The organism is Anaerocolumna sedimenticola (assembly GCF_009931695.1).
GTDB lineage: Bacteria > Bacillota > Clostridia > Lachnospirales > Lachnospiraceae > Anaerocolumna > Anaerocolumna sedimenticola.
On sequence record NZ_CP048000.1, the window covers coordinates 4706055 to 4730734 of the forward strand.

General features: G+C 35.7%; 23 protein-coding genes, 1 pseudogene and 1 other annotated feature. Of the genes and pseudogenes, 3 read left to right on the forward strand and 21 right to left on the reverse strand.

Going from position 1 to position 24680, the window contains the following annotated elements; all coding sequences use genetic code 11:
- Positions 1-64 precede the first annotated feature (64 nt).
- The 21 genes from Ana3638_RS21020 to Ana3638_RS21120 all read right to left on the reverse strand — a co-directional run bounded on the left by Ana3638_RS21020 (position 65) and on the right by Ana3638_RS21120 (position 21476).
- Positions 65-535: an NUDIX hydrolase gene (locus Ana3638_RS21020; protein WP_161839784.1), complete on the reverse strand. Its 471-nt coding sequence runs from the start codon at positions 533-535 to the stop codon at positions 65-67.
- A gap of 92 nt (positions 536-627) precedes the next feature.
- Complete coding sequence (locus tag Ana3638_RS21025) at positions 628-1248, reverse strand: methyltransferase domain-containing protein (RefSeq protein ID WP_161839785.1); 621 nt, start codon at positions 1246-1248, stop codon at positions 628-630.
- A 214-nt stretch (positions 1249-1462) separates the two neighbouring features.
- Positions 1463-2128: a DEAD/DEAH box helicase family protein gene (locus tag Ana3638_RS21030; RefSeq protein ID WP_161839786.1), complete on the reverse strand. Its 666-nt coding sequence runs from the start codon at positions 2126-2128 to the stop codon at positions 1463-1465.
- A 140-nt stretch (positions 2129-2268) separates the two neighbouring features.
- Positions 2269-2436: a hypothetical protein gene (locus tag Ana3638_RS21035; RefSeq protein ID WP_161839787.1), complete on the reverse strand. Its 168-nt coding sequence runs from the start codon at positions 2434-2436 to the stop codon at positions 2269-2271.
- 4 nt (positions 2437-2440) lie between these two features.
- On the reverse strand, positions 2441-3223 hold the full coding sequence (locus Ana3638_RS21040) for a class I SAM-dependent methyltransferase (RefSeq protein WP_161839788.1): 783 nt from the start codon (positions 3221-3223) through the stop codon (positions 2441-2443).
- A gap of 305 nt (positions 3224-3528) precedes the next feature.
- Positions 3529-4245, reverse strand: coding sequence for an ABC transporter permease (locus tag Ana3638_RS21045; RefSeq protein ID WP_161839789.1), 717 nt, complete (start codon positions 4243-4245; stop codon positions 3529-3531).
- Positions 4242-5057, reverse strand: a complete 816-nt coding sequence (locus Ana3638_RS21050) for an ABC transporter ATP-binding protein (protein ID WP_161839790.1) — start codon at positions 5055-5057, stop codon at positions 4242-4244. Before Ana3638_RS21050 ends, Ana3638_RS21045 begins: the two co-directional genes overlap by 4 nt.
- Positions 5054-5854, reverse strand: a complete 801-nt coding sequence (locus Ana3638_RS21055; protein WP_161839791.1) for a MerR family transcriptional regulator — start codon at positions 5852-5854, stop codon at positions 5054-5056. The genes Ana3638_RS21050 and Ana3638_RS21055 overlap by 4 nt, the downstream gene beginning before the upstream one ends.
- A 232-nt stretch (positions 5855-6086) precedes the next feature.
- Positions 6087-6281, reverse strand: coding sequence for a DUF6199 family natural product biosynthesis protein (locus tag Ana3638_RS21060; protein ID WP_161839792.1), 195 nt, complete (start codon positions 6279-6281; stop codon positions 6087-6089).
- 556 nt (positions 6282-6837) lie between these two features.
- Complete coding sequence (locus Ana3638_RS21065) at positions 6838-7581, reverse strand: GNAT family N-acetyltransferase (protein WP_202621522.1); 744 nt, start codon at positions 7579-7581, stop codon at positions 6838-6840.
- A gap of 241 nt (positions 7582-7822) precedes the next feature.
- Positions 7823-8002, reverse strand: a complete 180-nt coding sequence (locus Ana3638_RS26950; protein WP_161840654.1) for an NUDIX domain-containing protein — start codon at positions 8000-8002, stop codon at positions 7823-7825.
- 265 nt (positions 8003-8267) lie between these two features.
- Positions 8268-8735 carry an NUDIX domain-containing protein gene (locus Ana3638_RS21075; protein WP_161839793.1) on the reverse strand — a complete coding sequence of 156 codons (468 nt, stop codon included), beginning with the start codon at positions 8733-8735 and terminating at the stop codon, positions 8268-8270.
- A 172-nt stretch (positions 8736-8907) separates the two neighbouring features.
- Complete coding sequence (locus tag Ana3638_RS21080; RefSeq protein WP_161839794.1) at positions 8908-9912, reverse strand: phosphotransferase; 1005 nt, start codon at positions 9910-9912, stop codon at positions 8908-8910.
- 283 nt (positions 9913-10195) lie between these two features.
- A complete protein-coding gene (locus Ana3638_RS21085; RefSeq protein ID WP_161839795.1) occupies positions 10196-10990 on the reverse strand; it encodes a class I SAM-dependent methyltransferase in 795 nt (264 codons plus the stop codon).
- 68 nt (positions 10991-11058) lie between these two features.
- Positions 11059-11308 (reverse strand) — a binding site (T-box leader).
- A gap of 98 nt (positions 11309-11406) precedes the next feature.
- Positions 11407-11850 (reverse strand): GNAT family N-acetyltransferase, encoded by a 444-nt coding sequence (locus Ana3638_RS21090; RefSeq protein WP_161839796.1) that lies wholly within the window; start codon positions 11848-11850, stop codon positions 11407-11409.
- A gap of 101 nt (positions 11851-11951) precedes the next feature.
- Entirely contained in the window at positions 11952-12542 is a 591-nt protein-coding gene (locus tag Ana3638_RS21095) for an HAD family hydrolase (RefSeq protein ID WP_161839797.1), read from the reverse strand.
- A gap of 470 nt (positions 12543-13012) precedes the next feature.
- Positions 13013-15646, reverse strand: coding sequence for an alpha-L-rhamnosidase (locus tag Ana3638_RS21100; protein WP_161839798.1), 2634 nt, complete (start codon positions 15644-15646; stop codon positions 13013-13015).
- Between the two features lie 80 nt (positions 15647-15726).
- Positions 15727-16581, reverse strand: a complete 855-nt coding sequence (locus Ana3638_RS21105) for a carbohydrate ABC transporter permease (protein ID WP_161839799.1) — start codon at positions 16579-16581, stop codon at positions 15727-15729.
- Between the two features lie 9 nt (positions 16582-16590).
- A complete protein-coding gene (locus Ana3638_RS21110) occupies positions 16591-18570 on the reverse strand; it encodes an ABC transporter permease subunit (RefSeq protein ID WP_161839800.1) in 1980 nt (659 codons plus the stop codon).
- A gap of 105 nt (positions 18571-18675) precedes the next feature.
- Positions 18676-20355 carry an ABC transporter substrate-binding protein gene (locus tag Ana3638_RS21115; RefSeq protein WP_161839801.1) on the reverse strand — a complete coding sequence of 560 codons (1680 nt, stop codon included), beginning with the start codon at positions 20353-20355 and terminating at the stop codon, positions 18676-18678.
- A 140-nt stretch (positions 20356-20495) separates the two neighbouring features.
- The gene (locus Ana3638_RS21120; protein WP_161839802.1) at positions 20496-21476 is read right to left on the reverse strand and encodes a LacI family DNA-binding transcriptional regulator; all 981 of its coding nucleotides are present in this window, start codon (positions 21474-21476) and stop codon (positions 20496-20498) included.
- A gap of 639 nt (positions 21477-22115) precedes the next feature.
- Between Ana3638_RS21120 and Ana3638_RS21125 the strand changes: the two genes are divergently transcribed.
- The 3 genes and pseudogenes from Ana3638_RS21125 to Ana3638_RS26955 all read left to right on the forward strand — a co-directional run.
- Positions 22116-22700, forward strand: coding sequence for a tyrosine-type recombinase/integrase (locus Ana3638_RS21125; RefSeq protein ID WP_161839803.1), 585 nt, complete (start codon positions 22116-22118; stop codon positions 22698-22700).
- 106 nt (positions 22701-22806) lie between these two features.
- The gene (locus Ana3638_RS21130) at positions 22807-23055 is read left to right on the forward strand and encodes a carbon storage regulator (protein WP_161839804.1); all 249 of its coding nucleotides are present in this window, start codon (positions 22807-22809) and stop codon (positions 23053-23055) included.
- A gap of 182 nt (positions 23056-23237) precedes the next feature.
- Positions 23238-23652, forward strand: a pseudogene (locus Ana3638_RS26955) (flagellin N-terminal helical domain-containing protein); the annotation flags it as partial.
- Positions 23653-24680 lie beyond the last annotated feature (1028 nt).

Here is a 24680-nt window from a genome sequence, read left to right on the forward strand (position 1 = left end):
TTAAAATAATAAATCCCCAGAAGTCTTGAATTCTCAAGATTTCTGAGGAAATTAGCCAGCCCTTTTATTCTTTTGTAATAATATGTTTAACATCGTTTAAATTGCCTGCTAAATTATACTTCAAAAAGTCAGGTACAATATTAAATTGCTTTAAATTACTTATAGGCAGCCAATGCAAAGTTTCATTTTCACCTTGGTCTGTATACGAATTTTCTAAAATATTTACATCGGTTCTATATTTCATAAAATAGAAAAAGACTATTTCATGGTGATTTTCACCGGAATATTTAAAAAACCTTTCTTGAACAAACACTAATCTGTCTATTTCCATGCTAGCCCCTGTTTCTTCAAGAACTTCACGGACAACAGCTTCCTCGGATGTTTCATTTATCTTAACAGCCCCGCCGACCGCATAATAACAAGGATTATTTTTATGTCTTGCGACAAGTAATTTATCATCGTTGATAATCAAAGCAGCCGCTCTATAAGTAAATATGCCGTGAACTGTATTTATGGATACGTCATTATTTTTCATTTTACACCCCATGTATTTCGCAAGTTTACTTGTGATACTACTCATAGAAAGTAAAGATATATGTAAAAAGTTAATTAAAAATAGAACTATATTTATTTCTTCCTGGCTACTATCTTATTAATGGCATGATAATGTTTTGGAACTCCTGCATGTTCATCTTCAAGAATAAATTCCTTGTGGTCTATGATTTTCCAATCTTGATAAAGTGTTAAAAGTTCGCCTTCTTTTGAAAGGCCAACTGCAAATTCTTTAATATCTTCTGATGCAGGAACTTTATCAGTGAATATTTGGATAACATGAAAACCGCCGCTATTTGTATGTTCTTTTGCGTCAAATATAAATTTATGCCATTCTTCACTTTTTACAAAATGCAGTGTCCCATATGAAATTACAAGGTCAAAATTATTATCCCACTGATACCTGCATAAATCTTGAACAAAAGCATTGATGTGAATTTTTCTTTTTTCTGCAATTTTATGTACTTTTTTTATCGCATTGTCCGATAGATCAAATGCTGAAACATTACGAAAGCCGTTCTCAATAAGATAAAATGCATTTTTTGCCTCGCCACATCCTGCTTCAAGTACTTTTCCATTTTTATCAAAAATATCAATAAATTCTTTTACTTCTGGATTGGGGTTTGCACCAAATGCAGAGATGTCATCATTCTTATAACTTTCTTCCCAAAAAGGTATCTTCTTCTTTTCTTCCATTTTCCCCTCTTTCATCTATTCTTAAAATTTCATTTTGGATTAATAATCTTACTATTTCCTATAAAAAATGTTTGGCCTTATAACTCTTTCCCTTTTGAAAAAGTTTTAATTCATTTAAGCGATTTCTTCAGCAATTAAATAGTGTATTAATCTTGAAGCCATTATTCCTCCTTTGTATAGGGAATAAGTCAAAGCCCTACTCAAATACATATCCCTAGTGTAGTTTAAAATGAGTTGACAGTATTTTTATAGTTTCTTCCCTAGTGTCTCTGTTAGCGTCTATTCTTACTAATGTGAAAAATCCACTCTCTGCATATTCATCATAATGCTTTTTACTATTCACTTGAGCTAGACAAGCTTTAAAATTCTCCATTGTTTTTTGGGGATTATCTGCTTTCATAATCTGCTCTTTTATAAAAGCCTTGTCAGAATCATCACGGTCAAAAAACCTCTCAACCGACATTTCCTGCGGTGACAGCATTACTGCGACTTGATGATAGTCTGCTATATCATGCAAAATATCAAGTGGTATATTCGTGTCCACAATTACTCGATGGTTTTGAGAAATACGAATTAACTCAGCCACTTCAAACTCAGCTGCTTCCAGAGAACACCCCTGAATCCATTTATCATATTCTTCCGGTGTCCGATTCAAAAATTCCTGCCAATCTTTCATGGTTTGAAAATAGCACAGATTTGGCTGACGTTCTGGTACTATAATTTGATCTGCTACGAGAGAATGATAATTCTCTCCGCATGGAACCAATCCATATTTTTCTGCCAGTAAAGCTACCATGGTCGACTTACCGGCATATGCTGTACCTGTTATAAACATAACATTTTTTAAGTAATGCTTTATAATTCTATTGTCTATTTTCATATTATGGTCTCCTTTTTATATACAATAAAAAAACCTGCGCCTGACTTGCATAAGTTTCTACAACTTGACGGTTATTTTTATTTTTATTAACGTATTCTATTGTTGTTATATAAAAAGTGACACCACATGTTTTATTCTCCTTATTTAGTCGTTATATAACTATCATCCCATACCTGAACTTCTATATATCCACCAGATTTACCATACATACCCGGAATATCAATAATCTGATTACCTATACCTTTGTCTGAACTTGAAAGCATTTCTAATAATATTTCCTTGCTCCAAACATTACCATTCAATTGCATAAAGTTATGGTTTCCTTGCAATCTGTAAATCTATTGTATCATAAAGTGTAATAATACCGCCATTATCATCTATTGCTTGTCTTATTTCGGCAAAAAATTTCTTCCGTGTCGTTTCTTCAATAGCAATATGGTCTGAATAAGTGCCTAAAAGCATTGTATAATCATTTGCTGTGAAAGTTCTAGTCCTATGATAAAGTTTATAACTTATATCTGTAAATCCATATTTACAAGCAATGTTAGCTATATTTTTTGCATTTTCTTCACTATATTCATCGCCAGCTAATGATCCTGGCATGTATTTTGCATATATCTTTTGAAATGCATCATGTATTTCATTGCATTTTTTATCTTTATATGGATGGTTTGCAAATCGTGCAAAAATACCGCCGCTTTTTAACAAATCAAATACTTTGGTATATCCTATTTCTTCCGGAATCCAGTGAAAAGCTGTTGCTGAAAAGATAAGGTCAAAAGAGTTAGATGGACATTCAAAATTTTGAAATGCAATATTTTTTACTTTAAATTGTTCGTAATTTTTGAATTTTTCTTTTGAGTATTCTGCAAGCTGGTCACCCAATTCAATTGCAGTTAAACTACAACCGGTTTCAAGCAGAGGCAGCGTTGCTTGTCCTGTACCTATCCCAATTTCAAGTATATTGCTTAACGGATTTATTTCTTTGATGTTAAAAATTTCATTATATAACTCCTTAGGATATGTGGGCCTCCACTTGTCGTATTCGAAATAAACGGTATTAAACGTGATTTCCAAACCTTCTGTTGTCGGCATTTCCTCACCCTCCCTGTCTAAATAATCATTACTATTGATTTCTGAATAAATTTCTAATGAAATGATATCATATTTAACATAATAAATAAACAAAAATTACCAGCAAAGTGTCGAACATCTAAGTAAAAATTACAGGATAAAAATATGCACTCGCTAGATTTAAATTTTATTCCAAAAAACCGGAAGGAAGAACTTCCCAAATATTCAACTTTAGAAGAAGGCACCTTATTACTATACTAAAAGGTTCCCATGTGAAAAACATGGGAACCTATAACACAGATTATATTTTATATGATAATTTCTCATTATTCTGATTGCAGTCTTTTAAGCCCTATGCTGCATAGTATAACCGCAGCTATGAGTATAACCACCAAAGGACACAGATTGCCAAAATAAAAAACGTCGGCCACCATTAATTTATATCCCCAAGTCGCAGGGAATAATCTTCCCACAATCTTAAAAAACCTAGGCAGTAAATCAACCGGAAACATAATTCCCGACAGCATAATGGATGGCAGAAATATAACTTGAGAAATCATTGTAAGTTTTGCTTGGTTTTTAACCGCTAGCCCCAAGACACTCCCAATACTTAATGATACAGCAATAAAAATTGCAAGTGCGCCAAAATACACCGGCAGCCTTGCCGGCGGTGCTGCGTTAAAAGCAATAGGAGCGACAATGTATATTATTGTACACATAATCAATAGGTGGATAAAAGCTGATAAAAAAATCGAAACCAGTCCAAGATACAGAGGTACCCCATTGGCTGTGTATACCTTCTTAATATCACTTCCGTATATTTCTACCAGGGAAGGAGGCAAACCTATTAATGCACCCATTGATACTCCCATCACGGTCATGGATTGTATAAGCGTATATTTAGCCTCCGGATTTATGGATGTAAATATTCCTCCCATAACAGCAAAAAACAAAAGAGGAACTATATAACAAGTAATCAACAGTGATTTGCTCCGTATATCCAATTTCCATTGCAATGCTACTCCGTACAAAAATGCACTCATTCACCATTCCCCCTAGCTATATCGATAAAATGCTGTTCCAGCGTTCCCCTGTCTATTTTTATATCCAACACGGCAATTCCCCGATACTTCAAATCTTCAAGCAAATCCAGCATGGTATCCCCGATGTTATCACAATCACAAATTTCATTACCTTGCTCAGTCTTGATGTGAATGGTATAGCATTTACCGATTTTAGAGGTCAATTCTGCAATGGTACCCAAAAAGACAATATTACCATCATTCAGAATAGCTATGCGGTCACACAGGCTTTCAACCTCTGCCATATCGTGGCTGGCTAATATGATTGTCTTTCCCTGTTCTTTCAGTTTTCTGATTTGGTCATGAAGAGATATTCTGCCTTCAACATCAAGCCCGGCAGTCGGCTCATCAAGGAACACAATATCCGGGTCACTGATTAAGGCAAGGGCAAGGTGTAACCGCCGTTTTTGCCCTGTTGACATATTTGTGTACAACTTTTTCGTCAGTTCATCAATCCCAAGGGCGGCAAGCATAGAATAGTCTATTTGGGTTTTATTCCATTTTGCAAATAACCGAACAGCTTCCATGGGTTTAATATATGCCGGGAGAGACGCTGATTGCAGCTGAATACCCATTCTGCCATTCACCACGATACTTCCGCTGTCATACTTTCGCAAGCCCTCGATACATTCAAGGGCTGTGGTTTTGCCCGCCCCATTAACGCCAAGTAATGCAAAAATCTCGCCTTTTACAACATTGAAATTCAAGCTCTTCAGTACGGTATGATCGCCATAGCTTTTCGTTAGCCTTTCAATCTGTATGGCATAGCTCATTTTGCTCCCTCCTCTAACGGATTATAACCCAATGCAGTAAAATAAGCTCCTAAAGCCGGTTCGATAAAAGAGTTAGCCATCGCTTGTTTTTGTTTCCATTTATTATCCGGGCTATTGAAGCTTTCAATCTCCATAAGCTTAGTCAGCATACTTATATCCCCGCCTGTAAATTCCATAACCATTTTCCAAAACTCCTTGGCATAGTTTTGTCCCTTCTCACTCTCGGGCGGTACGCCATCTTTTTGAAGCTGTATTGCTTCATCTTGCAGGTGTGTAAAAGTCTCAAGCATCGCAGGGCCGCTATCCTTATCGAAATGGCTCCTAAAATGTTCAAGAGTCTTATCATCGAAATGCTTAATAAGCCAGTATAACTCATTTTTCATTTGTAGATTCACGATAATATCAGCGTATTTTTTAAAATCCACCGTTTGCATTTGCAACACTTCTGCTTGCAACATTTCTATCTCTTTCAATGATTCAGAAAGGGCTTCCATCTTCTCCCGTATAGTTGAAGCTTGCTCTGTAAGCGCTCTTGCAACATCGGTGGGGGTATCAAGAGAGCTCAGTCGATTTTTAATATCATCCAATGAAAACCCCAGATGTTTCAGTGACAGAATTTGATGGAGTTTAATCACATCCTTATCGGTATAAAGCCTGCGGCCTCCTTCACTTTCTAATGATGGTGAAAGCAGACTTTCCTCATCGTAGTATTGCAAGGTGCGGACGGTGACACCCATTTTCTTTGCAACCTCGCCAACCGTCATATACCCCTCCGGTGTCGCTTTATATTTTCCCATACTTACACCTCCTGCCTCTATTATAATTTATTACGTAACGTCACAATCAAGATGTTTCGTAATTTTTATATAATTTTTTTGGCAGCGGTAATTCTCAGTTAAGATCAGTTTAATACTTATTAACCGCCGAAGTATTATTTTAAAGTGTATTCAAGCTCTTCTTTTAACATATGAAAAAAATCTAATTATAACATCTACATTATTAAGATGGTAGTCATAAATTCTTAACTTATTACATCTGTAAAATGGCAAATATGCCACCTATAACTAATATGCTGCCAGCTATACGGATAAGTATAATATACAATTCCGTTGGCTCTGCAAATGTTTTTAATTTCCATGATTCTGCAATTCTCCACATTGTCTTAGGTTTTATTAGCATTACCGCACCCATTATAAATAAAAATATTCCTATCGTAATCTCCATTACATACCCTCCCTGTATTTATCCTCCGATGGATTTATTCAATACTTTCTCCGCTCATAATATTAAAAGGCATTATTAGCAATTTACTTAATCGTTTCTCAAAATTAATAAAAAACCAAGAAGTCGCATTGGTATGGTTTTCAATTGTGCCAAATTGCCAATACGAGTAATACTTAACACACTTAACAATTTTGTTAATGGTCATGGTGCTTCTCCTATCTTATCAAATACAAAAAATCTTTTCATGTATTTGATATCAATGTTTCCATCGAGTTCTTTGCAGTGGTAACATTTCTTTTACAAGTTTTTCGAATTCATCAATTTTATCAGGCTTTACCTGAAATAATTTGGCCTCTGAAAATGACATATTTACTGCCTTCCCGAATTTATTTTTTAAAGTTACGTTACAACCTAAATTATACCGTGAATATAGAATAATCAAACATTTTTATTAGTTACAAGGCTTTTAAAGAATAAGCGCGTGAGGGGATTTGAACAAATCCTCTTACACAAAAATACTGAGAAATAGGAGGTTTGCAGCTTCTTTAATTTGACTTTAAGAATTACTAAGTTCGCCTTCAAATCTAAGTTTATTGTCACTCATCCATACAGGCATATAACCCGCTCTGTATGCTACCTTTTGAGAAGTAATGTTACATGCGGTAGTTGAGTAAACAGGAACGATATTCCTTCTTAGAATTTCAATGGTAAGCGCATTAACCAAATATGTTGCCAACCCATTATTACGATATTCAGGTAATACATCAATCCCTAACGCCCACATTTTTGAACTCCATGCCGAAGCAGACACTACAGCGATAATTATGTTACTTTTTTTTGCAAGCATAAGCAGTGTATTCTGAATAGGATGATTTGGATTATGTTGTATTGCATAGTTGAAGCCATTCAGTTTTTGAAGCTTTGATATCTCACTTTTTTCAATTGTTTCGTAGAAAAAGCTGTCAGGTGCAGAAAGGTGCTTTAAATTATTAAAATCAGGCAGATAATTCATGGCATAATCGCTGATAAACGGCATGGCATAAGCTTCATCACGGCTTTTTCCAGTAAGCTGTTCTTTCACATATTTTAGCCGCATTGGAGTTGCAGAAACAATAATTGCCTTTCCCATTGTCAACATTTCAAAATATTGTTCTCCACGAAGAAAAGGTCGTCTTCCTGGATTATCCCTTGCCTCAACGAAAATAAAGCTGTCTTTGTCACCATTTAAGTCTTCAACAGTACAGTTTAAATCAATTGCAAGTTGGTTCTCTACAATATTGAACATTTCACCTTTTGTCACTATAATCCCTCCTTCCTAATATATAAATTAAATGGAAGTTGCTAATTGAGTTCTTTACGGTAGGCACGTTTGTTTGCGACTTCCAAGACATCCTCACAAGGTTTACCCAGAAACTTAAAAAGTGATATTTTTACAGGTTTTGCAATAATCAATAAATCATCTCCATTTTTTTACCTCCGTATTTTAATTTACATCCCACCATTATCTGTAACTTTATGGAATTTGTGTTTTTTCTACTTGCCTAATTGAACCAACGAAGTTTCTCCGGAATATTTAAAAATCTTTCTTGAATAAACACTAATCTGTCTATTTCAAAATTAACCCCTGTTTCTTCGTAAACTTCTCGGATAACAGCTTCCTCTGATGTTTCCTTTATTTTAACAGCTCCGCCGACCGTATAATAACAAGGATTTATTTTTATGTTTTACTACAAGTAAATTAGCATCTTTGATAATCAATGCAGCGCTCTATAAGTAAATGAACCTTGAACTGTATCTATGGATAAATGATCATTTTTCATTAAATATTCCTCCATGAGTAAGTTTATACATACGATATCAAAGATAAATAATCCGAATCCAAACACATGTTGCTCTTATAATCACATCATAATGTCTATATTTAATATGCTTTTTTATTAAATTAATCTGATTACCTTCGGTTTTGTTACGCTTATGTGTATGAAGTTATTTTTCGCGAACATATCCTAAATATTGAGGGTGATTTAAACAAATTAAATCTGTAATTCTCCCTGTTAATTGTCTGGGGCGGAAAGCAACTTTATCTATTTCATCAAGAGACATCCATAAACTTTCAACTTGTTGCCAGTCTCTTTCCGTAATGTCAACAGCTTTTTCACTTATCAGTTGTACAAGGAAAATATGTAATATTCTATGAGAATAATCAAAATATTTTTCTCGCAGTTCATCATTATCATTAATTTCTTCTGCAAGTGCAATAAATCTAACGATTTTTACTTTATACCCTGTTTCTTCTAGAACTTCTCTTATAACGGCATCTTCCATCGTTTCAAATTGATTTTGACCACCGCCAGGTAAATCAAAATAGACCTCGTTATTTTCAGTAATACATCTATTAACAAGTATTTTACCATTATGTAGAATAATAGCTTTTGCCGCGCTCCTGATTGCCATACGTATACCTGCCTTTATAATTTTTATATTCTTGCAAACGATTCGTTTAATTTTTATATATCTAATTATACATTTCCTGTATTTGGAAGTCAATTATAACCCAAAATTTGTAACTCTGCCACTATCCAGAAGGGAATATTATTGCCTGTTAAGTATAAAATAAAATCATTTTTTATTCACTTAGCCATTTCTTTAATATGATCAATTGGTTATCATATCTTTCCAGTTCTTTGATGGTTCCAATCACCTGCTCTGCCCCAAGTTCATTCTCTTCCTCGTCAGAACTTTCAATTCCTAATGCCCGTTTTAAGTTGTATTCTAACCAACCAAGCATACCCGCATAACCGCTATTAAGTACACAATCCCAATCCGCGGTTTTTGTACTCATATATTCATTATAAGCATTTAATAAAATTTTGAATTTAACTTTATCTAATTCACCATTTCCATTATTAGCCCAATAATTTAACACTTCTAATAGCTCTTGATATGGATTTACATAACCCGCAGCTTCCCAATCAATGAAATATGGCATGTCTTGATACCACATTACATTTTTGGGGTCTAAATCCCCATGGCTGATAACCATAAATTCTGATAATTTATATTTTGATTCATTAATAAGAGTGTTCCAATAAATTAATTTATCAACCATTTTAGCGTAGGTGTCAATCCAGAAGGTATTTAACTCTTTTCCTTTTACTAGATATTGCTGCCAGTTATAGATTATAGAATCGTTATTATTTTTTTTTACTTCAGGTATAGTAATGTTTAATCGATGGATTTTACCTAACGAATTTCCTATTTTGTAACAATGTTTTTCACTGATTAAAGGAGGAAAAATTGAAGTACCCTCAATCCAATGAAACACCATATAATACTTATTATTGGAATGCAGAACATTTTGACCGTCAATATTTAATGCAGCTATAACTGGTAAATGTTTGGAAAAGGCATTTGCAATTAGTTCTGAATTAATCATATTTTGCATTACGCCGTTTCGCTGCATTATGGACGGGTTAAGCCATTTTACAGCGTATATATTTGTTTCAGTAGTTACCTGAAACATTTTGTGCATGAGACCACCTGAAATACTTAAGGGTTCTTGGACTACGTTTCCAATCTTATATTTATTAAATAATTCTTTTATATCATTGAAAATTTCTGTGATACTCATATTTCTCCCCTTTAATTTTTATTTTTTATTAAATATATCATCTTTTGATATTATATCAAATAAAACCAAATGAATAAACAAAATTTACCAAAAATCCGTATGCCATATTTCAATTGATAAACTACATTTTTCGTTAGCTTTATGCTTTAATATTGGAAGAAATTATTAATTAAAATTCGGACCACCCCTAAAAGAGGTGATCTTGGATATCCTTTTTTATTGTTAGGTGGTATACTTACCAGTAGATGAACCTAAATACCAACAAGTGAGACTTGTATAATACTTATTTTCTTCCTGCTATAATAACATGATTGCTTGCTCCTAATACGGATTTTTCACGACATATACTATAATGGTAATTGCACCAGACTTCAAATTCAACATCATTGAAAGAATCTACTTTCTCTCGTAGCAATGGTGACATTCCATCCTGTGCAAAATGTTCGATTACTTGCATACCATTTCTTTTGTACAGCTCTTCCATTTCATCCATACTGGAATAATACGTATCTGTCCAAAAACATTTCTTGTCATCATGTTTCAATACCCCAGTATTGAGTATTTGTTTCGCTAAATCCATATCCAAATATTTGATGTCGCTTATAGCCACATATTGAAATACGTAATATCTAGGAATATATGAGGTTACTAAAATCCCACCCTCTTTAAGAACCCTAAGTGATTCCGTAAAACATTTATGTCTTTCACTTTCAGAAATTAGGTGATAAAAGGGTCCCATATTGAGAACAATGTCAAATGATTCATTTTCAAAAATACTCATATTTGCAGCATCTAAAACAGAGGTATTCATATTGTATTTTTTATCCAATAACTTTTGATTCATTATATCAATATGTCTAGGTGTAATATCTGTAGCAGTGACCTCGTAACCCTTATCAGCTAGATAAAATGCATATACCCCTGTTCCGGCAGCACAATCCAGAACTTTCATTTTATTATCAAATAATTCATCAAATATCCTAGTTGTTGTTATGAACTCAATTTTTCTGGCATTATTGGTTGTTAGCCTATCTTCTTCTCTGGAATTTTCATAACTTTCCACAATATAATTCTTCATATCCTTCCCTCCATAAATAGAATAATAGTTAATTTATATAACTAAAAAAGCTCCCTCCTTTATTAATATTAAAGGACGAGAGCGTAAGCTTCGTGTTACCACCTTAATTTATCCGTATTTCACAATACAGACCTTAACAAGTACGGAATATAAATCGATACTCTGACGCTATAATGGGCGTACCCAGTGCAGCCTATACAAATGTGGTCGGTACACGGCTCCAAGACTGGTTCAACATATTATCAATAAAGTTTTTCACCAACCAACTTCTCTCTGAAATTTCAAATAATGTTTACTATCTCTTTTCATTGCCATTAATTATTTTTGAAAATTATAACCTTTATACCAGATCTTGTCAATATGGATAATTCTTGGAAGATAAATCGTATGATAATTCTTGGAAGATAAATTCGAAGTCACGATAAACACTGCATATATATTTTTTCTTCTGCACCCCAAGAGGCTATTCTCCTATCAACTACAGAAAAACCATATTTTTCATAGAGATTGTCATGATCACTTACTAAGTATACTTTTTCAAATCCTAAATCTTTGACATAAGCCATTGCTTCTTTTATCAGTTTTTGACTGATTCGATTACCTCTATACTTTTCTCCAACAAACATAAAACTAATGTATGGGGTGTAAGGAACATTTGGGATACAATCTGTCTTGGCAACGGTACAATAAGCTGCAATTTCATTACCTTCAATTGCTATAAAAACGCGTTCCCATTCTGTAAAATGTTTATTTTTCATCTTATTTGCTAAAGTTTTTCCTGCTCTCCAAGAACAATTTTCAGCATAATCAATAACTTTAGTCCATTCATAATCAATTGATGTAATTGCTTTAATATTCATAATTTGCCTCCGTGATATGTAGAGGGTTATTTATTCAGTTTCCTCCAATGAAGTTGCAGTATAATATATTTTTCATAATATATCATACTTTCATCAAGATATCATAACAACATATTTGTAAGTTGGATAAAATCGGTTACAGTACTACCCTCACATTGAACATTTCTACTATTAAACATAATAGCATTCATTCCAACTTTACTTGCGGCTTCCAAATTTCCCTCCCTGTCATCTACATAAAAACAATCTTCTGCATTACAACCTAATTGCTCGATTGTTCGCTGAAAAATACGCTCATCTGGTTTTTGAATTTTCAAATCACCGCTGATACTAATTACATCAAAAAGTTTACTAATATCAAATTTTTCACGAAGATATTTACTCCATCTACTCGAATCATTCGATATAATAGCTAACTTATATTGTTTTCTTATGGCAGTAATAAAATCCAAAAAACCATCGTTTAGTTCAATGGTATCTAAATATTCTTTCTCAATTTTCTCCAAATCACCTTGAAATCCAATGGCCTCCCATACCTCTAATGATGTTAATTCTCCTACATCGGCTTTAAACCAAGGTGTATATATTTCTTCTGGTTTTAAATCAGGAAAAGTTCGTAGAACATATGGAACGAAATCATCTCCTGTCTGTTTTACTATAACTCCATACATATCTAATACAATTGCTTTCATATATAATTTCCTTTTTATTCAAATTCAAGTTTCTCTATGTCAAATAAAATACTTACCCCAAAAACTATTTATCTCGTTTCACAGGAAATCTTGTGATGTTTTATCTAACAAAGTACAAATAACTTTAAATTCTCATCCTATAATTATTGTAATAACTCTATAAAACACCATCTGTTAAATATTACCATTCTAATAACTGATAATATTATAACATCCTTTGTATAGCAAGGCAATAAATCACTACCTAAAATGAAAAAGTAACAACAAATCACCATACGATTTCCCCAAAAAGCATGTACTGATATTGAGGAACCCTTTATTTAATTTCATTCCGGAACACAAAGTGTTTCATGGCAAAACAATCATACATAAGATTGCATGGAATGTATTAGCTATAAGTGCGGTATAATCAGTCATAGAGCAGTCAATATCAACCTGTGACATCTGACTGCTCTATGATCAACGTTATCTTATTTTTGTACAATTATCTCATATTCACCTGTTTTCAGCGTAAGCTCACACTTACCGCAGAGTTCCTTGTGCAGAATGCCGTTCACTTTTACACTTGATATAGTATCCCTCACAATGAATCTGGCTTTAGCATCAAACGGAATTGTGATATGATATGCCACTCCTGAATCTGTCTTTTCCCATCCGCTCTTATACAGACCTGCAGCAGACAGATACTCTGCTCGCGCAAAATCAAATCTTTCGTCAATTTGCGGTTTTAAAGTTATTTCCTTGAAGCCGGGTGCACTTTCCACGGGATTGATACCGCACATATAGCGATACATCCATTCTACAATAGATCCATACGCATAATGGTTCATACTGTTCATACCAGTATCGCTTACGAGACCATTCTCGAGTACAGAATTCCAGCGCTCCCATATTGTAGTCGCGCCCATATTCACCTCATATAACCAGCTGGGGAAATCCTCATTCAGCAGTAGTTGATAAGCATAGCTCTGGAGTCCGTTCTCAGAAAGCACCTGGCAAAGCAAATAGGTTCCAACAAAACCAGTGGTAAGGTGGACCTTATTATCATCCAGCTTTTTCTTCAAATCCTGGACTAATCTCTCCTTATGCTCTTTCGGAACCAGATTCATATACAAAGCAACAACCATGGCTGTCTGCGTATCCACTGCAATTCTTCCATTCGGAGTAAAATATTCTTTCTGAATTGCCTTTTTGATTTCTTCCGATAATTGCTGATACTCCTTTGCTTTTTCTGTCTCTCCTAATACGGATGCTGCTTTTGCAGCCAGGCTGGCAGAATAGAAATAATATGCAGACGCAACATAATAACAGTCTGTACCGCCGAAGCTGCTGCTTTTATCAAGGTTATCCAATGCAAGCCAGTCAGCAAAATGGAACCCGGTCTTCCATAATCTTGAGCTTCCGGTTAAGGTATCATCTTGCATCTTAATATAATCAACCCATAGTGTCATATTCTCAAATTGTTCCCGAAGCAGGGTCTTATCACCATAAAAAAGATAGGTGGTCCAAGGAATAACAGTTGCTGCATCTGCCCAAGCACAGGAACCATGTTGGACGGCATCTTCATTCCCTGATAAAACCATACAACGCTCCAGGATATCCGGAACAACATGCGGTACGGATCCATCATGAGTTTTTTGCTCTAAGAGCATGTCATAAAGATACTTTTTATAAAAAGCCGGAGTATACATGTTAAAACTGGCTGTCGCCGAAAACACTTGTGCATCACCAGTCCACCCCATACGCTCGTCTCTCTGCGGACAATCAGTAGGAACATCCAGAAAATTATCTCTCTGACTCCAATGAGCATTTTCAATTAATCGGTTCACTTTATCATTTGAAGTTTCTAACTTACCTGTAAATTCCAGCCCGGAATGAATCACACAGGCTTCAAAATTCTTCAGGTCAATATGGGATAGTCCTATAATTTTTATATAACGGAAGCCATAAAATGTAAAGTGAGGTCTTATGACTGCCGGTTTCCCATTGGATATATATATGTATTCCTCTTTTGCTGTTCTAAGGTTTTCATTATAAAAATTGTCATTCTGTAACAGCTCACCAAACTGGAGTCTAATTTTTTCTCCTGCCGGAAGATGGCATTTAAACTCTACCCATCCGGTGATAACCTGCCCAAAATCGATTACCTGTTCATCAGCAGGTGTATGAAGAAGTTTTACCGGAGCACACCTTTCAGTAATTACTACCGGTGGACTCAGACGCTCTGTCAGTGTACCACAAACTGGGCTGAATTTTATCGCTGCTGCATATCCATTCAGATCACAATCTATAGTCGACCAGTCATCCACTTCTTTTCCAGCATCGTATACTTCACCATCATAAATACTGCTTTCCAAGATCGGAGATGGATGGCATAACCAGCTTTCATCTGTGCCAATTACAATATGTGACTCATCCTCAAGCATGATATCTATATCGCAAAGCAGGCCAAATTGACTGCCATACAATTCTTTCATCTGATTGATAAAGCCAAATCTCCCTTTATACCAGCCATTTCCAAGAATGGCTCCAATCGCATTTTTTCCTTCACGAAGAAAAGAAGTGATATCATAAGTCTGATATTGCAGCCATTTATGATAATCATTATAAAATGGCGCAAGATATTCATTTCCTACTTTCTTACCATTAATCTCGAACTCATAAGTTCCAAGGCCAGTGATATACGCACGGGCTGATTTCACTCTTTTCTTCAAGGAGAAAGCTTTGAAGAACTGCGGATGGATTTCTTTATCAAAGGGAGAAGTAATCCATTCACCGCTCCAGGGCTCATTCCCTTTGCCTGTCTCGAACCAGGATACTTCGCTTATTCCATGATCTTTTTCTGACCATACCAGAACGCGCCAATAATAGCGTGTACGTGGTTTTAGTGTAATATCAGGGGTATATCCCAACGAGCTTATCGCTTCTTGTCGCCCACTATCAAAAATAATGTTACAAAATGCCTCATCTATTGCAATCTGAAGCTGTGCAGCCTCCTGACAGGTACCAGCTGAATCAGAGGTAATCCAGGAGAAAGTTGGCTTATCAAGCAGATAACCAAGCGGTTTCTCTATGTGATTAACTCGTAAATGTGAAATTATCATATTTTACCTCCCACGATGCCGCTTCGCAGCATCTTAAATAATCTATAAGAACCTATATTTCCGGCTTTGCCTGGGATAAATCAACCCTTTACTGCACCGGCGGTAATTCCTTCTATATATAGTCTTGATGTACAAATAAAAAGAAGAAGCATTGGAATCGTTGCAAATACAAAGCCAGCAATCATAGACCCCAGATCAATTGAACCTGTTGCAGACTGAAACACTCTGATTGCAACAGTAATCACCTGTTTTGAATTAGATTCAATTACCATGAGCGGCCAAATGAAATCATTATAATAGTCAATCATCTTCATAATGGCAACGGTTGCTAAAATAGGCTTAGCCAAAGGTATTGCTATTTTGAATAATGCCTTAAATTCATTGCAGCCGTCCATACGAGCCGATTCAAATACCTCAGTCGGTAACCCCGTCATAAAGGTGCGACAAAGGATAATACCAAATACCTGTCCGCCAGAAATCCAAGGTAATATTAATGCAAGCCAGGTATTATAGATTTTATATGTCTGCATTAATGAATATTGTGATGTTAGTGTTAATACTCCAGGAACCATCATTAACGATATAATTGCCATAAACAGAAAATTCTTACCTGGAAATTCCAACTTTGCAAATACATATCCTGCATTAGCAGATAAAAGTACGGTTAGTACGGTAGCAATCGTAACCACTATTATTGTATTTATCATATTTGGAATTAACATACCAATCGCTTTGTTATAATTACTCCATTGAATAGGATGAGGAAGCGACCAAAAATTTCCATAAATCTGTACATTTGATTTCAAAGAGAGAATAAACATCAAAATGATAGGGATAAATGCAAGTAATAGTAATACAACCGCAATCAAAACAATCACGGATTGAAATGATACTTCTCTTAAATTCTTTTTTGATAGCACTTTTTTCACAGTCATTATCCCTCCTTAATCTCTTTTTGACTTAACACGCATGTTTAAAAGTGTTCCTGACATAATAACAATAAACATTACAAGCCCCAGTGCGCATGCGTATCCATAACGGCCGAATTTAGTAGCATTAAAGTATAATTCCAAACCTGGTACATAAGTGCTTGTTCCCGGTCCTCCTCCGGTCAGAATATAGATGGAAGTATAATCCTGTACTACTCCGATAAAGGTAAGAATAACCATCATGAAGATTTCACCACTGATCATCGGAAGCTGGACCTGGAAGAAAATCTTACCTCTGGTTGCTCCATCAACTTTTGCTGCTTCGTATAAAGAAGCATCGATATTTATAAAACCTGCATAATAAACCAGGAAAGCAAGAGCATTAATGAACGGAAAACCCATGAAAATAATTGCCCATATAGCTGTCTTTGGATCTCCTAACCAGACATGCTGTAAATTTTCAAGACCTACTGTTTTTAATACCTGATTGAGCATGCCAATCGTTGGATTATATATTTGCTGCCACATCAAGGTTGATACAACACCCGGAACCACCATGGGCAATACAAACAAAAAGCGGAAGCCATATTTTGCTTTCGGTGATTTGAGTGAATATACCAGCCATGCAACCAGAAGTGGTACTGTTAATACTTTAATAAGTCCACAAATAGTCATCAGAATTAAATTACTGACACCAATTATGAAATAACCTTCTGATATCATTAATTTAAAATTCTCCAGGCCAACAAACTTAAGCTCTGACCATGTATTAAAATCCTTCGACCAATTCGTAAAAGCACCACCAACAGCTGTTCCTACCGGAATATAATTAAAGAAAAGTAGAAGTAAAAAGGTTGGAAACAGCAATATGTAAGCTGTTCTGTACTTTACCAGTGTTTTACCAAACCTGCAGATACACCTGTTTGCTTTTGGTATTGCCATAAGAAAGCTGATAAGTGAAAAAATAAGGGCAGCAATGCCGACAACCATAGATACTTTTTTGCAGGTAACCAGTAGACTGATATTATTTAAGGAACCTGTAGAAATACGCATGATGAAGTCACCCAGACCGGTGATATACATACTGTCACCCGTAGACATAATTCCGGTAATACTTTTTGAAAGTCTTTGGGTGAATACCTGCTGGTCCTTGTTATTGAGTATGTATAGATATCCTTCTTCTGTTCCCACTGCAACATTGTTTCCATCAGTATCAATACCGATGACGCTGCTTGTAACCTGGATCATAGTATTAATCTTTCCCTGTCTTAAAAGCTGTAAATTATCATCAAATACAACATAGGAACCATCCCCGCAAAGTGCTGCATAGATTTCTTTGTTTGCAGCTTTCGAAAGACTTACCAGTTCATATTTAGTCGCCAGCTTTGCAAGCTCATCGCCATTTTTGTTTATCTTGATTATCTCTCCCCTGTTATTAATGAAGATGATATTCTCATCCCCTGCAGTATAAGATACACCCTGTATTCTTGTCTTGTATTGGAGATTTTTCACCTGTTCGCCATCATAAGAATAAATAAGAATATTATGTTTATTCGTGCTGACACCGGCAGATATTAGCATTTCGCTGCCATCTTCTGTTACATCAATCCCATAGACCCTTCGCTGAACATTGATTGTATTAATTAATTCACCTGTATCCAGATTAACAATATATATATTATTGTCTTCATTCCCTGCATAAACAATACGTTTCTGTTCGTTAACAACCATTTGGCAGAAAGGACCTTTTGCTTCCAGTTCCCATAATAGATTATCTTGTTTATCAAATGTCTTAAGCATATTATTATAGGTACCGACAATCATTATTTTCTGATCTTGATCGTATGCAAGGCAATTGTTCTGCAATCCGGTTTTAATATTCGATTCGTTTAAAATATTTGAATTTTGACCGGAATACAGATATAAGATAAAACAGGCCACCAATATTATAAGAAATAATGCTGTAAGCTTCGACCAAAGTTTATCAATTTTCATATACAATACATTCTCCTTCCATTGTTATGATAAATGTATTACATTCCTTTCATCCTTTTTTCGCAAAAATCCCCTCTCTGTCAAGAGAGGGGATCAATTTAACCACTATTGACCTGTCGGAGCAGTCTGTGGATTCTTTAAATCATTCTCACTGATACCAGATGTTGTCATTGCCTTATCCAAATAGGTATTTACATTTACTTTATGTTTTGCTAGCCACTGATCAATAGTTAATTTACCTGATAAATATTTATAGGAATAATCATAAAATGCACGATAAGATTCTGTGATATCACCTGCACTGCCTGCCATACCTCTCGCCAACATACAGCTATAGCCTTTCTGACAGTTACCAATAAAAGATAGGTTATCAAATATACTACGATATTCCTCTGGAAGTTCAACACCATATACAAGTGATGGACCATTCGGAACCATCTCTGCATTGATACCAGCAGTTAAATAATAACTGTAGCCTTCCTTAGAAGAAAGATACATTAAGAAATCAACTACTAATGCATCATGCTCTTTATCTTTCTTGATTGCTCCAAGGAAACCATTTGCAACCTCGATTGTTCTGGCATTTGCCTCAATACCTTCTCCTTCCATGGATGGCATATTGAAAGTTCCCAGATCAAACTTCTTAACACCGTCAATTACTGTATCACCGCTCTTAACGTCTTCACCAGAAGCCACTTTTTCCATATCATTCTTGAAGTTAACTAATCTCCAAGCCCCATCTACCATCATGGCAGCCTTGCCCTGATAGAACAACGATACACCTTCACTTGTTCCGAAGAATGCATCTCCACCGGCATACTTAGGGAATACCTTGGCAAAGTTAGTCCAAACCGTCTTCATGCCAACAGAGTCAGGCGCATATTTTCCTTCTTTAACTGCTTTAAATGCTCTTACCGCATTACTGTTAACTTTCCAGCTGTCATCATTGTAAGGATCCGTAGGATCATAGGACCAGGTACCATCCACATCTGGATCATAACAGTAATCGCCTTCCTGCGCACGATATTCATTAACCATAGATCTTGTTGTCTGATCAGCATATATCTGAGCTAACCATCCCATCGTTCCTGACCAAAAACTGTTATAATCACCGGGCATAGAAATTGGTTGATAACCAGCCGCTTTCACTTTCTCGCAAGCAGCGGCCAATTCATCCCATGTTTTAGGAGGTTCCGTAATACCTGCTTCTTCAAAAATCTGTTTATTATATAACCAAAGTACCTGAACTGAGTCTAAACTCAATGCAGTCCATTCGCCTCTTGCTAAATCACGAACCTGCATAGAGTAATTGAACTGGTCTGTCCATACACCATCAGAGTAAGGACTGTCACTGTCAGCATACTCAAGGAAGTTAATTGATTTACCAACTGCTGCAGAACCAGCAAGGTTAATATTAACAATATCAGTGGTAGGGTTTTCTGTATTATAGATATTCTGTACCCATTCACCATAACCTTCGGTTGGCTTTAAATCAACAACAACCTGCACATTGGGGTGATTTATCATATATGCCTTTGCTACTGCTTCCCAAGCTTCGGCTACACCAACACCAGCCTGGGTATTAATTGTTATGGTACCACTTAATGTGTCAGCTGCTTTTTCAGGAGCAGTCGTTGCTTCGGCTTCTGTTTCAGTGTTTGTGTCATCCTCTGCACTTACTGTATTATTATTTGTCTGTTCCGTATTGCTTTTACTGCATCCAGCCAGACTGCTTATAACTAATAGAATTGATAATATGGTACAAAGAAGTTTTCTATTTTTCATAATTTTCTCCTCGTTTTCTAAAAAGTTATTTTATTAATATACTAATTATCATGTGAATCCACCCAACGTATTTGCTTCAGACTTATACATATCCTGTCAATTATCTGAACCATTCATTGAATAAATTGGGCTATCGGCAACTAATCATATTTTGTTAAATCGTAAATTGAATCTTTACAAAGAAATTCTGCTGTGATACTCTGTTTAAAGTGAGGATCACCTTTTATCTTAGCAATAAGCTGATGCATTAATGCGCATCCAATTTGAAAGGCTCCCGCATCTAAAGTAGATAGGGATGGTTCGATTTTATCCAGAATTTTCAAGTGGTCGCACCCCACTAATGAAATGTCCTGAGGTAATTTTAAATCGGCATCCCTAATTGCTTTTGAAGCACCAAGTGCCATTAAATCATTAATTGCAAACACAGCCGTAAATTCTTCCTTGCGTAAAAGCAATTCTTTCATGGCTAATTCACCTGCGTTCTCATCAGTATCCCCATCCGATTGTGCATCGACAATCAGGTTATGATTTACTTCAAGTCCAAAGTATTGCAGGGCTTTTATGAAATCCTTATATCGAACATGCGCGGGATTATTAATTGGAATGCCACTTAAGAAACCAATGTTCCTATGTCCCTTTGACTTCAGACATTCCACCATATCAAAGATTGCCTTCTTGTAATCAACGTAGACATTATCATCTATCCAGACACAAGGAATATGTAGGTTTGAAAAATCATTTCTATCTTTTTCCTTACTCCCTAATGCAAGAATAATACCATCAACCCCTCGTCCAGCTAATTCCAGAACATCATCTTTATTTGAAACATTGATGGAAATTACTGATACTATATAGCCAGCTTTCGACGCTATTGATTGCGCTCCCTCAAGTATTTCGCAATAATGAGGGTTTTTTAAATTATCTACCATCAATGCCACATGTCTCGTCTGCTTTGTTACCAGACTCCGTGCAACCAAATTTGGCCGATAATTTAGTTCCTGTATAACACTAAGTACTCTGTCTCTTACTTCAGGAGTTATACTCTTGGTATTATTAATTACATATGATACTGTAGCTTCAGAAACCCCTGCTTTTTGAGCTACATCTTTTCTAGTTACCATGAATTCTCCCTCCTTAGTATGCATCACAAATTTACTACCCGGTATAGTATTCTGATGCTAGTTACGCGCGTAACCTCTTGGTAAAATAAAATGCAAACACTTCAATAACTATTACTTTGAATTATGTTTGCTTCTATTATGACAATATTATAACACAAATAATTAATGTGAGAAATAGTCAAACTGCACATTTATTATTCCGTTTTTTGTTGTTTTTACACAAAGAGCACTTTCACTTTTCTATCCCGGACCTTTGACAATTGCCTTCTTAGTTATGAAACTGGAGAAGCAACTTGGCAATTTGGTACATAGACAATTTATTTTCAATAATATTGGTATATACTGGTGTGGTTGTAAAAAACTCCTAGGCAGTCATATAAATTCGAAATGAACAACCTAATATGTAAATTGGCAGGAAAATTCCACCAACCGAAAGAAACACGCCTTGCGAGTTTCTTCGGTTCGCTTGCGCGTTCGAATTATTGCAAACAAATTTGCTAATTCTCACGTTGCATTCGCGGAAATTCAAAAAAAGAGATGAAACACAATAAACATTGAGTTTCATCTCTTTACATTTTGTATATCGGTAGGGTACCGATAAAACTTAACACTTAAATTAAATTTTTTTGGAGGTAGAGTATGAATACAACAGAACCAATTAAGAATCAGGAAGAACTTGATAGTTTTAAGAATTATTACACACGCAAAGAAAGGAATCAAAGGAATCAGACCCTGTTGACTGTTGGACTGAATACGGCATTGCGAATTTCAGACATTCTGTCTTTGCACTGGGGAGACGTTTATGACTTTGAAAAGCAGGTATTTCGAGAACACATAATCATTACAGAACAAAAAACACAAAAAAAATCTGTGGTGTTCATGAATGAAAGTATCTTACATGCTCTAAGAACGTATATGGGACAAATTGATCAGAGTACATCAGTAAAACAGGATAACTATATTTTAGAGGGAAAAAATCATCAGGCTCTTTCACGAACCCAAGCGTGGAGAATTATAAAAAAGGCAGCAAAAGCATGTCAGATAGAAGGAATCATAAGTCCACATTCATTAAGGAAAACTTTTGGTTATCAGGCATGGAAAAAAGGTGTTACACCAATACTTTTAATGAGTATTTATAATCATTCATCATTTGAGATAACGAAAAGATATCTCGGAATTGGACAGGATGAACGGGATGACGTATTTCGAAATATTTGTATTTAATGATTACCCAGATGAAACACAATGTTTATTGTGTCTCATCTGGGTAAAAAAATGTATCTATTTACGAAATTTTAAGGAATCGGTTAAAAACAGGGAGGTTCTTACTATGTTAAAACTCACTTTAAAGCCTGGGGAATACATTGATATCGGACCATCGATTCGTATTGTATTTTCAGGCGGATCAGGTAATAATATTCATCTTTTGGTTGATGCACCTAAAAATCTGAATATTTTGAGAAGCAACGCAGGTGGTAAAAAGGGTAATCATTATAACAAGGAAAATGGAATTTCGGAAGAAGCGAAAAAAGAAATTATTGGAATACTTATGAGAGAAAAGGCATCTAAAAGCAGGTAATACAGCGGTAAACCTAGGAGCACCGCTTATTATATAACGCCATTTGGTGTAATGGCTGTAAAGAAAGGATTCAATCAGTCATCGATCTTATGTTTTAAATAAACTGGCCAATATAAGAAAAGCATAAGACAAGTAACTAAAAACATGCAAACGTAAAATACTATTACACGGAGGTAATAAAAATGGTTATTCAACACAATTTGCAGGCAATGAATACCAACAGAATGTTGGGAAAGGTTACATCAAGTTTATCAAAATCAACAGAAAAGCTTTCTAGTGGATATCGAATCAATCGAGCAGCTGATGATGCAGCCGGATTAGCGATTTCTGAAAAAATGAGAGCACAGGTCCGTGGATTAAACAGGGCGTCTGCTAATGCACAGGATGGTATTTCTCTGGTCCAGACTGCTGAGGGTGCATTAAGCGAATCACAGGATATCTTACAAAGAATGCGTGAGCTTTCCGTTCAAGCAGCCAATGAAACAAATAAAGATGAAGATCGAGAAAATATTCAGCTTGAAATTAATCAGCTGACAGATGAGCTGAATCGTATTGGAAACACGACGGAATTCAATACGAAGAAGCTGTTACAAGGCAACACTACAAAAGCAACAACTTCAGCCAGCGATATCACAACTCTGCAGGAAGGCGTAAAAGCTGATACCATAGGTAATGTAAGTATACTGCTTGAGAAAATTGAAAGTAAAAAGGCAGAAACATCTACTGCTACATTGACTGCCGGTTCCGCTGGGACAACAGGATCTGCTACCGCAATCACAACGAAGACAGAAGCGGAAGCCAGTGCAAAAGCTTCTACAAAATTACTGGGATTAGTGTTTGAAGCAGCAACTACTGGTACAGCTGGTAATGCTTATAGTATTGAATTGAATTCTTTGGGTCAGGGCAGCGCCAGCGCTGATGATTCAGCAGATTTTACAAATGGGAAATTAACAATTAGCTTATCAGAAGAGACCATTAACTCAATTACCACAGTTAGTGATTTAAACTCCAAGGTAGGAGAACTTCTTGCAAGTACTACTAAGGCATCCAATAATGGAATCGCTGGAGCTATTACTGCTATCAAAGTTAAAGTACCGGAAGGCCAAAACAGCGCCACTGACATATCCTCAGATTTACAGGCTCTTGTAACAGGTACTTCCGGCAGTGAAAAGGCGAACCTTTCCGGTGGTACTGCTGGTAAGGCAGGTGTATATAGCTTTAAACTGGAGGATGCGTTTTCAGAGGCAGGCGACAGCATTACAATTGCAGGATATACATTTACTGCAGAAGCAAGCGCTGCTTCAGCCACAGCAGACAATGATAATACATTCCGTTTAGGTACTGCTGTAACAAAAATTGATCTTTCGACTCAGGCTGCAGATATCGCAAAAGAATTAGAAACCAAATTAGGAGCAGGTGCCATAGTAACAGCTGCGTTAGATGGTACAATTACAATTAAGGAAGCTGCGGGCAGCGAAGGAAAACTGAAACTGGATTCAACTGTAACAACAAAAGGTAATGGAAATGATGAAACACTGACAATCAAGGATGAATTCGGCCAAAATCTGCAGGTAAAATTAGTACAGGCTGATGACGATAATCTTGCTGTATCATACACAGCAGCT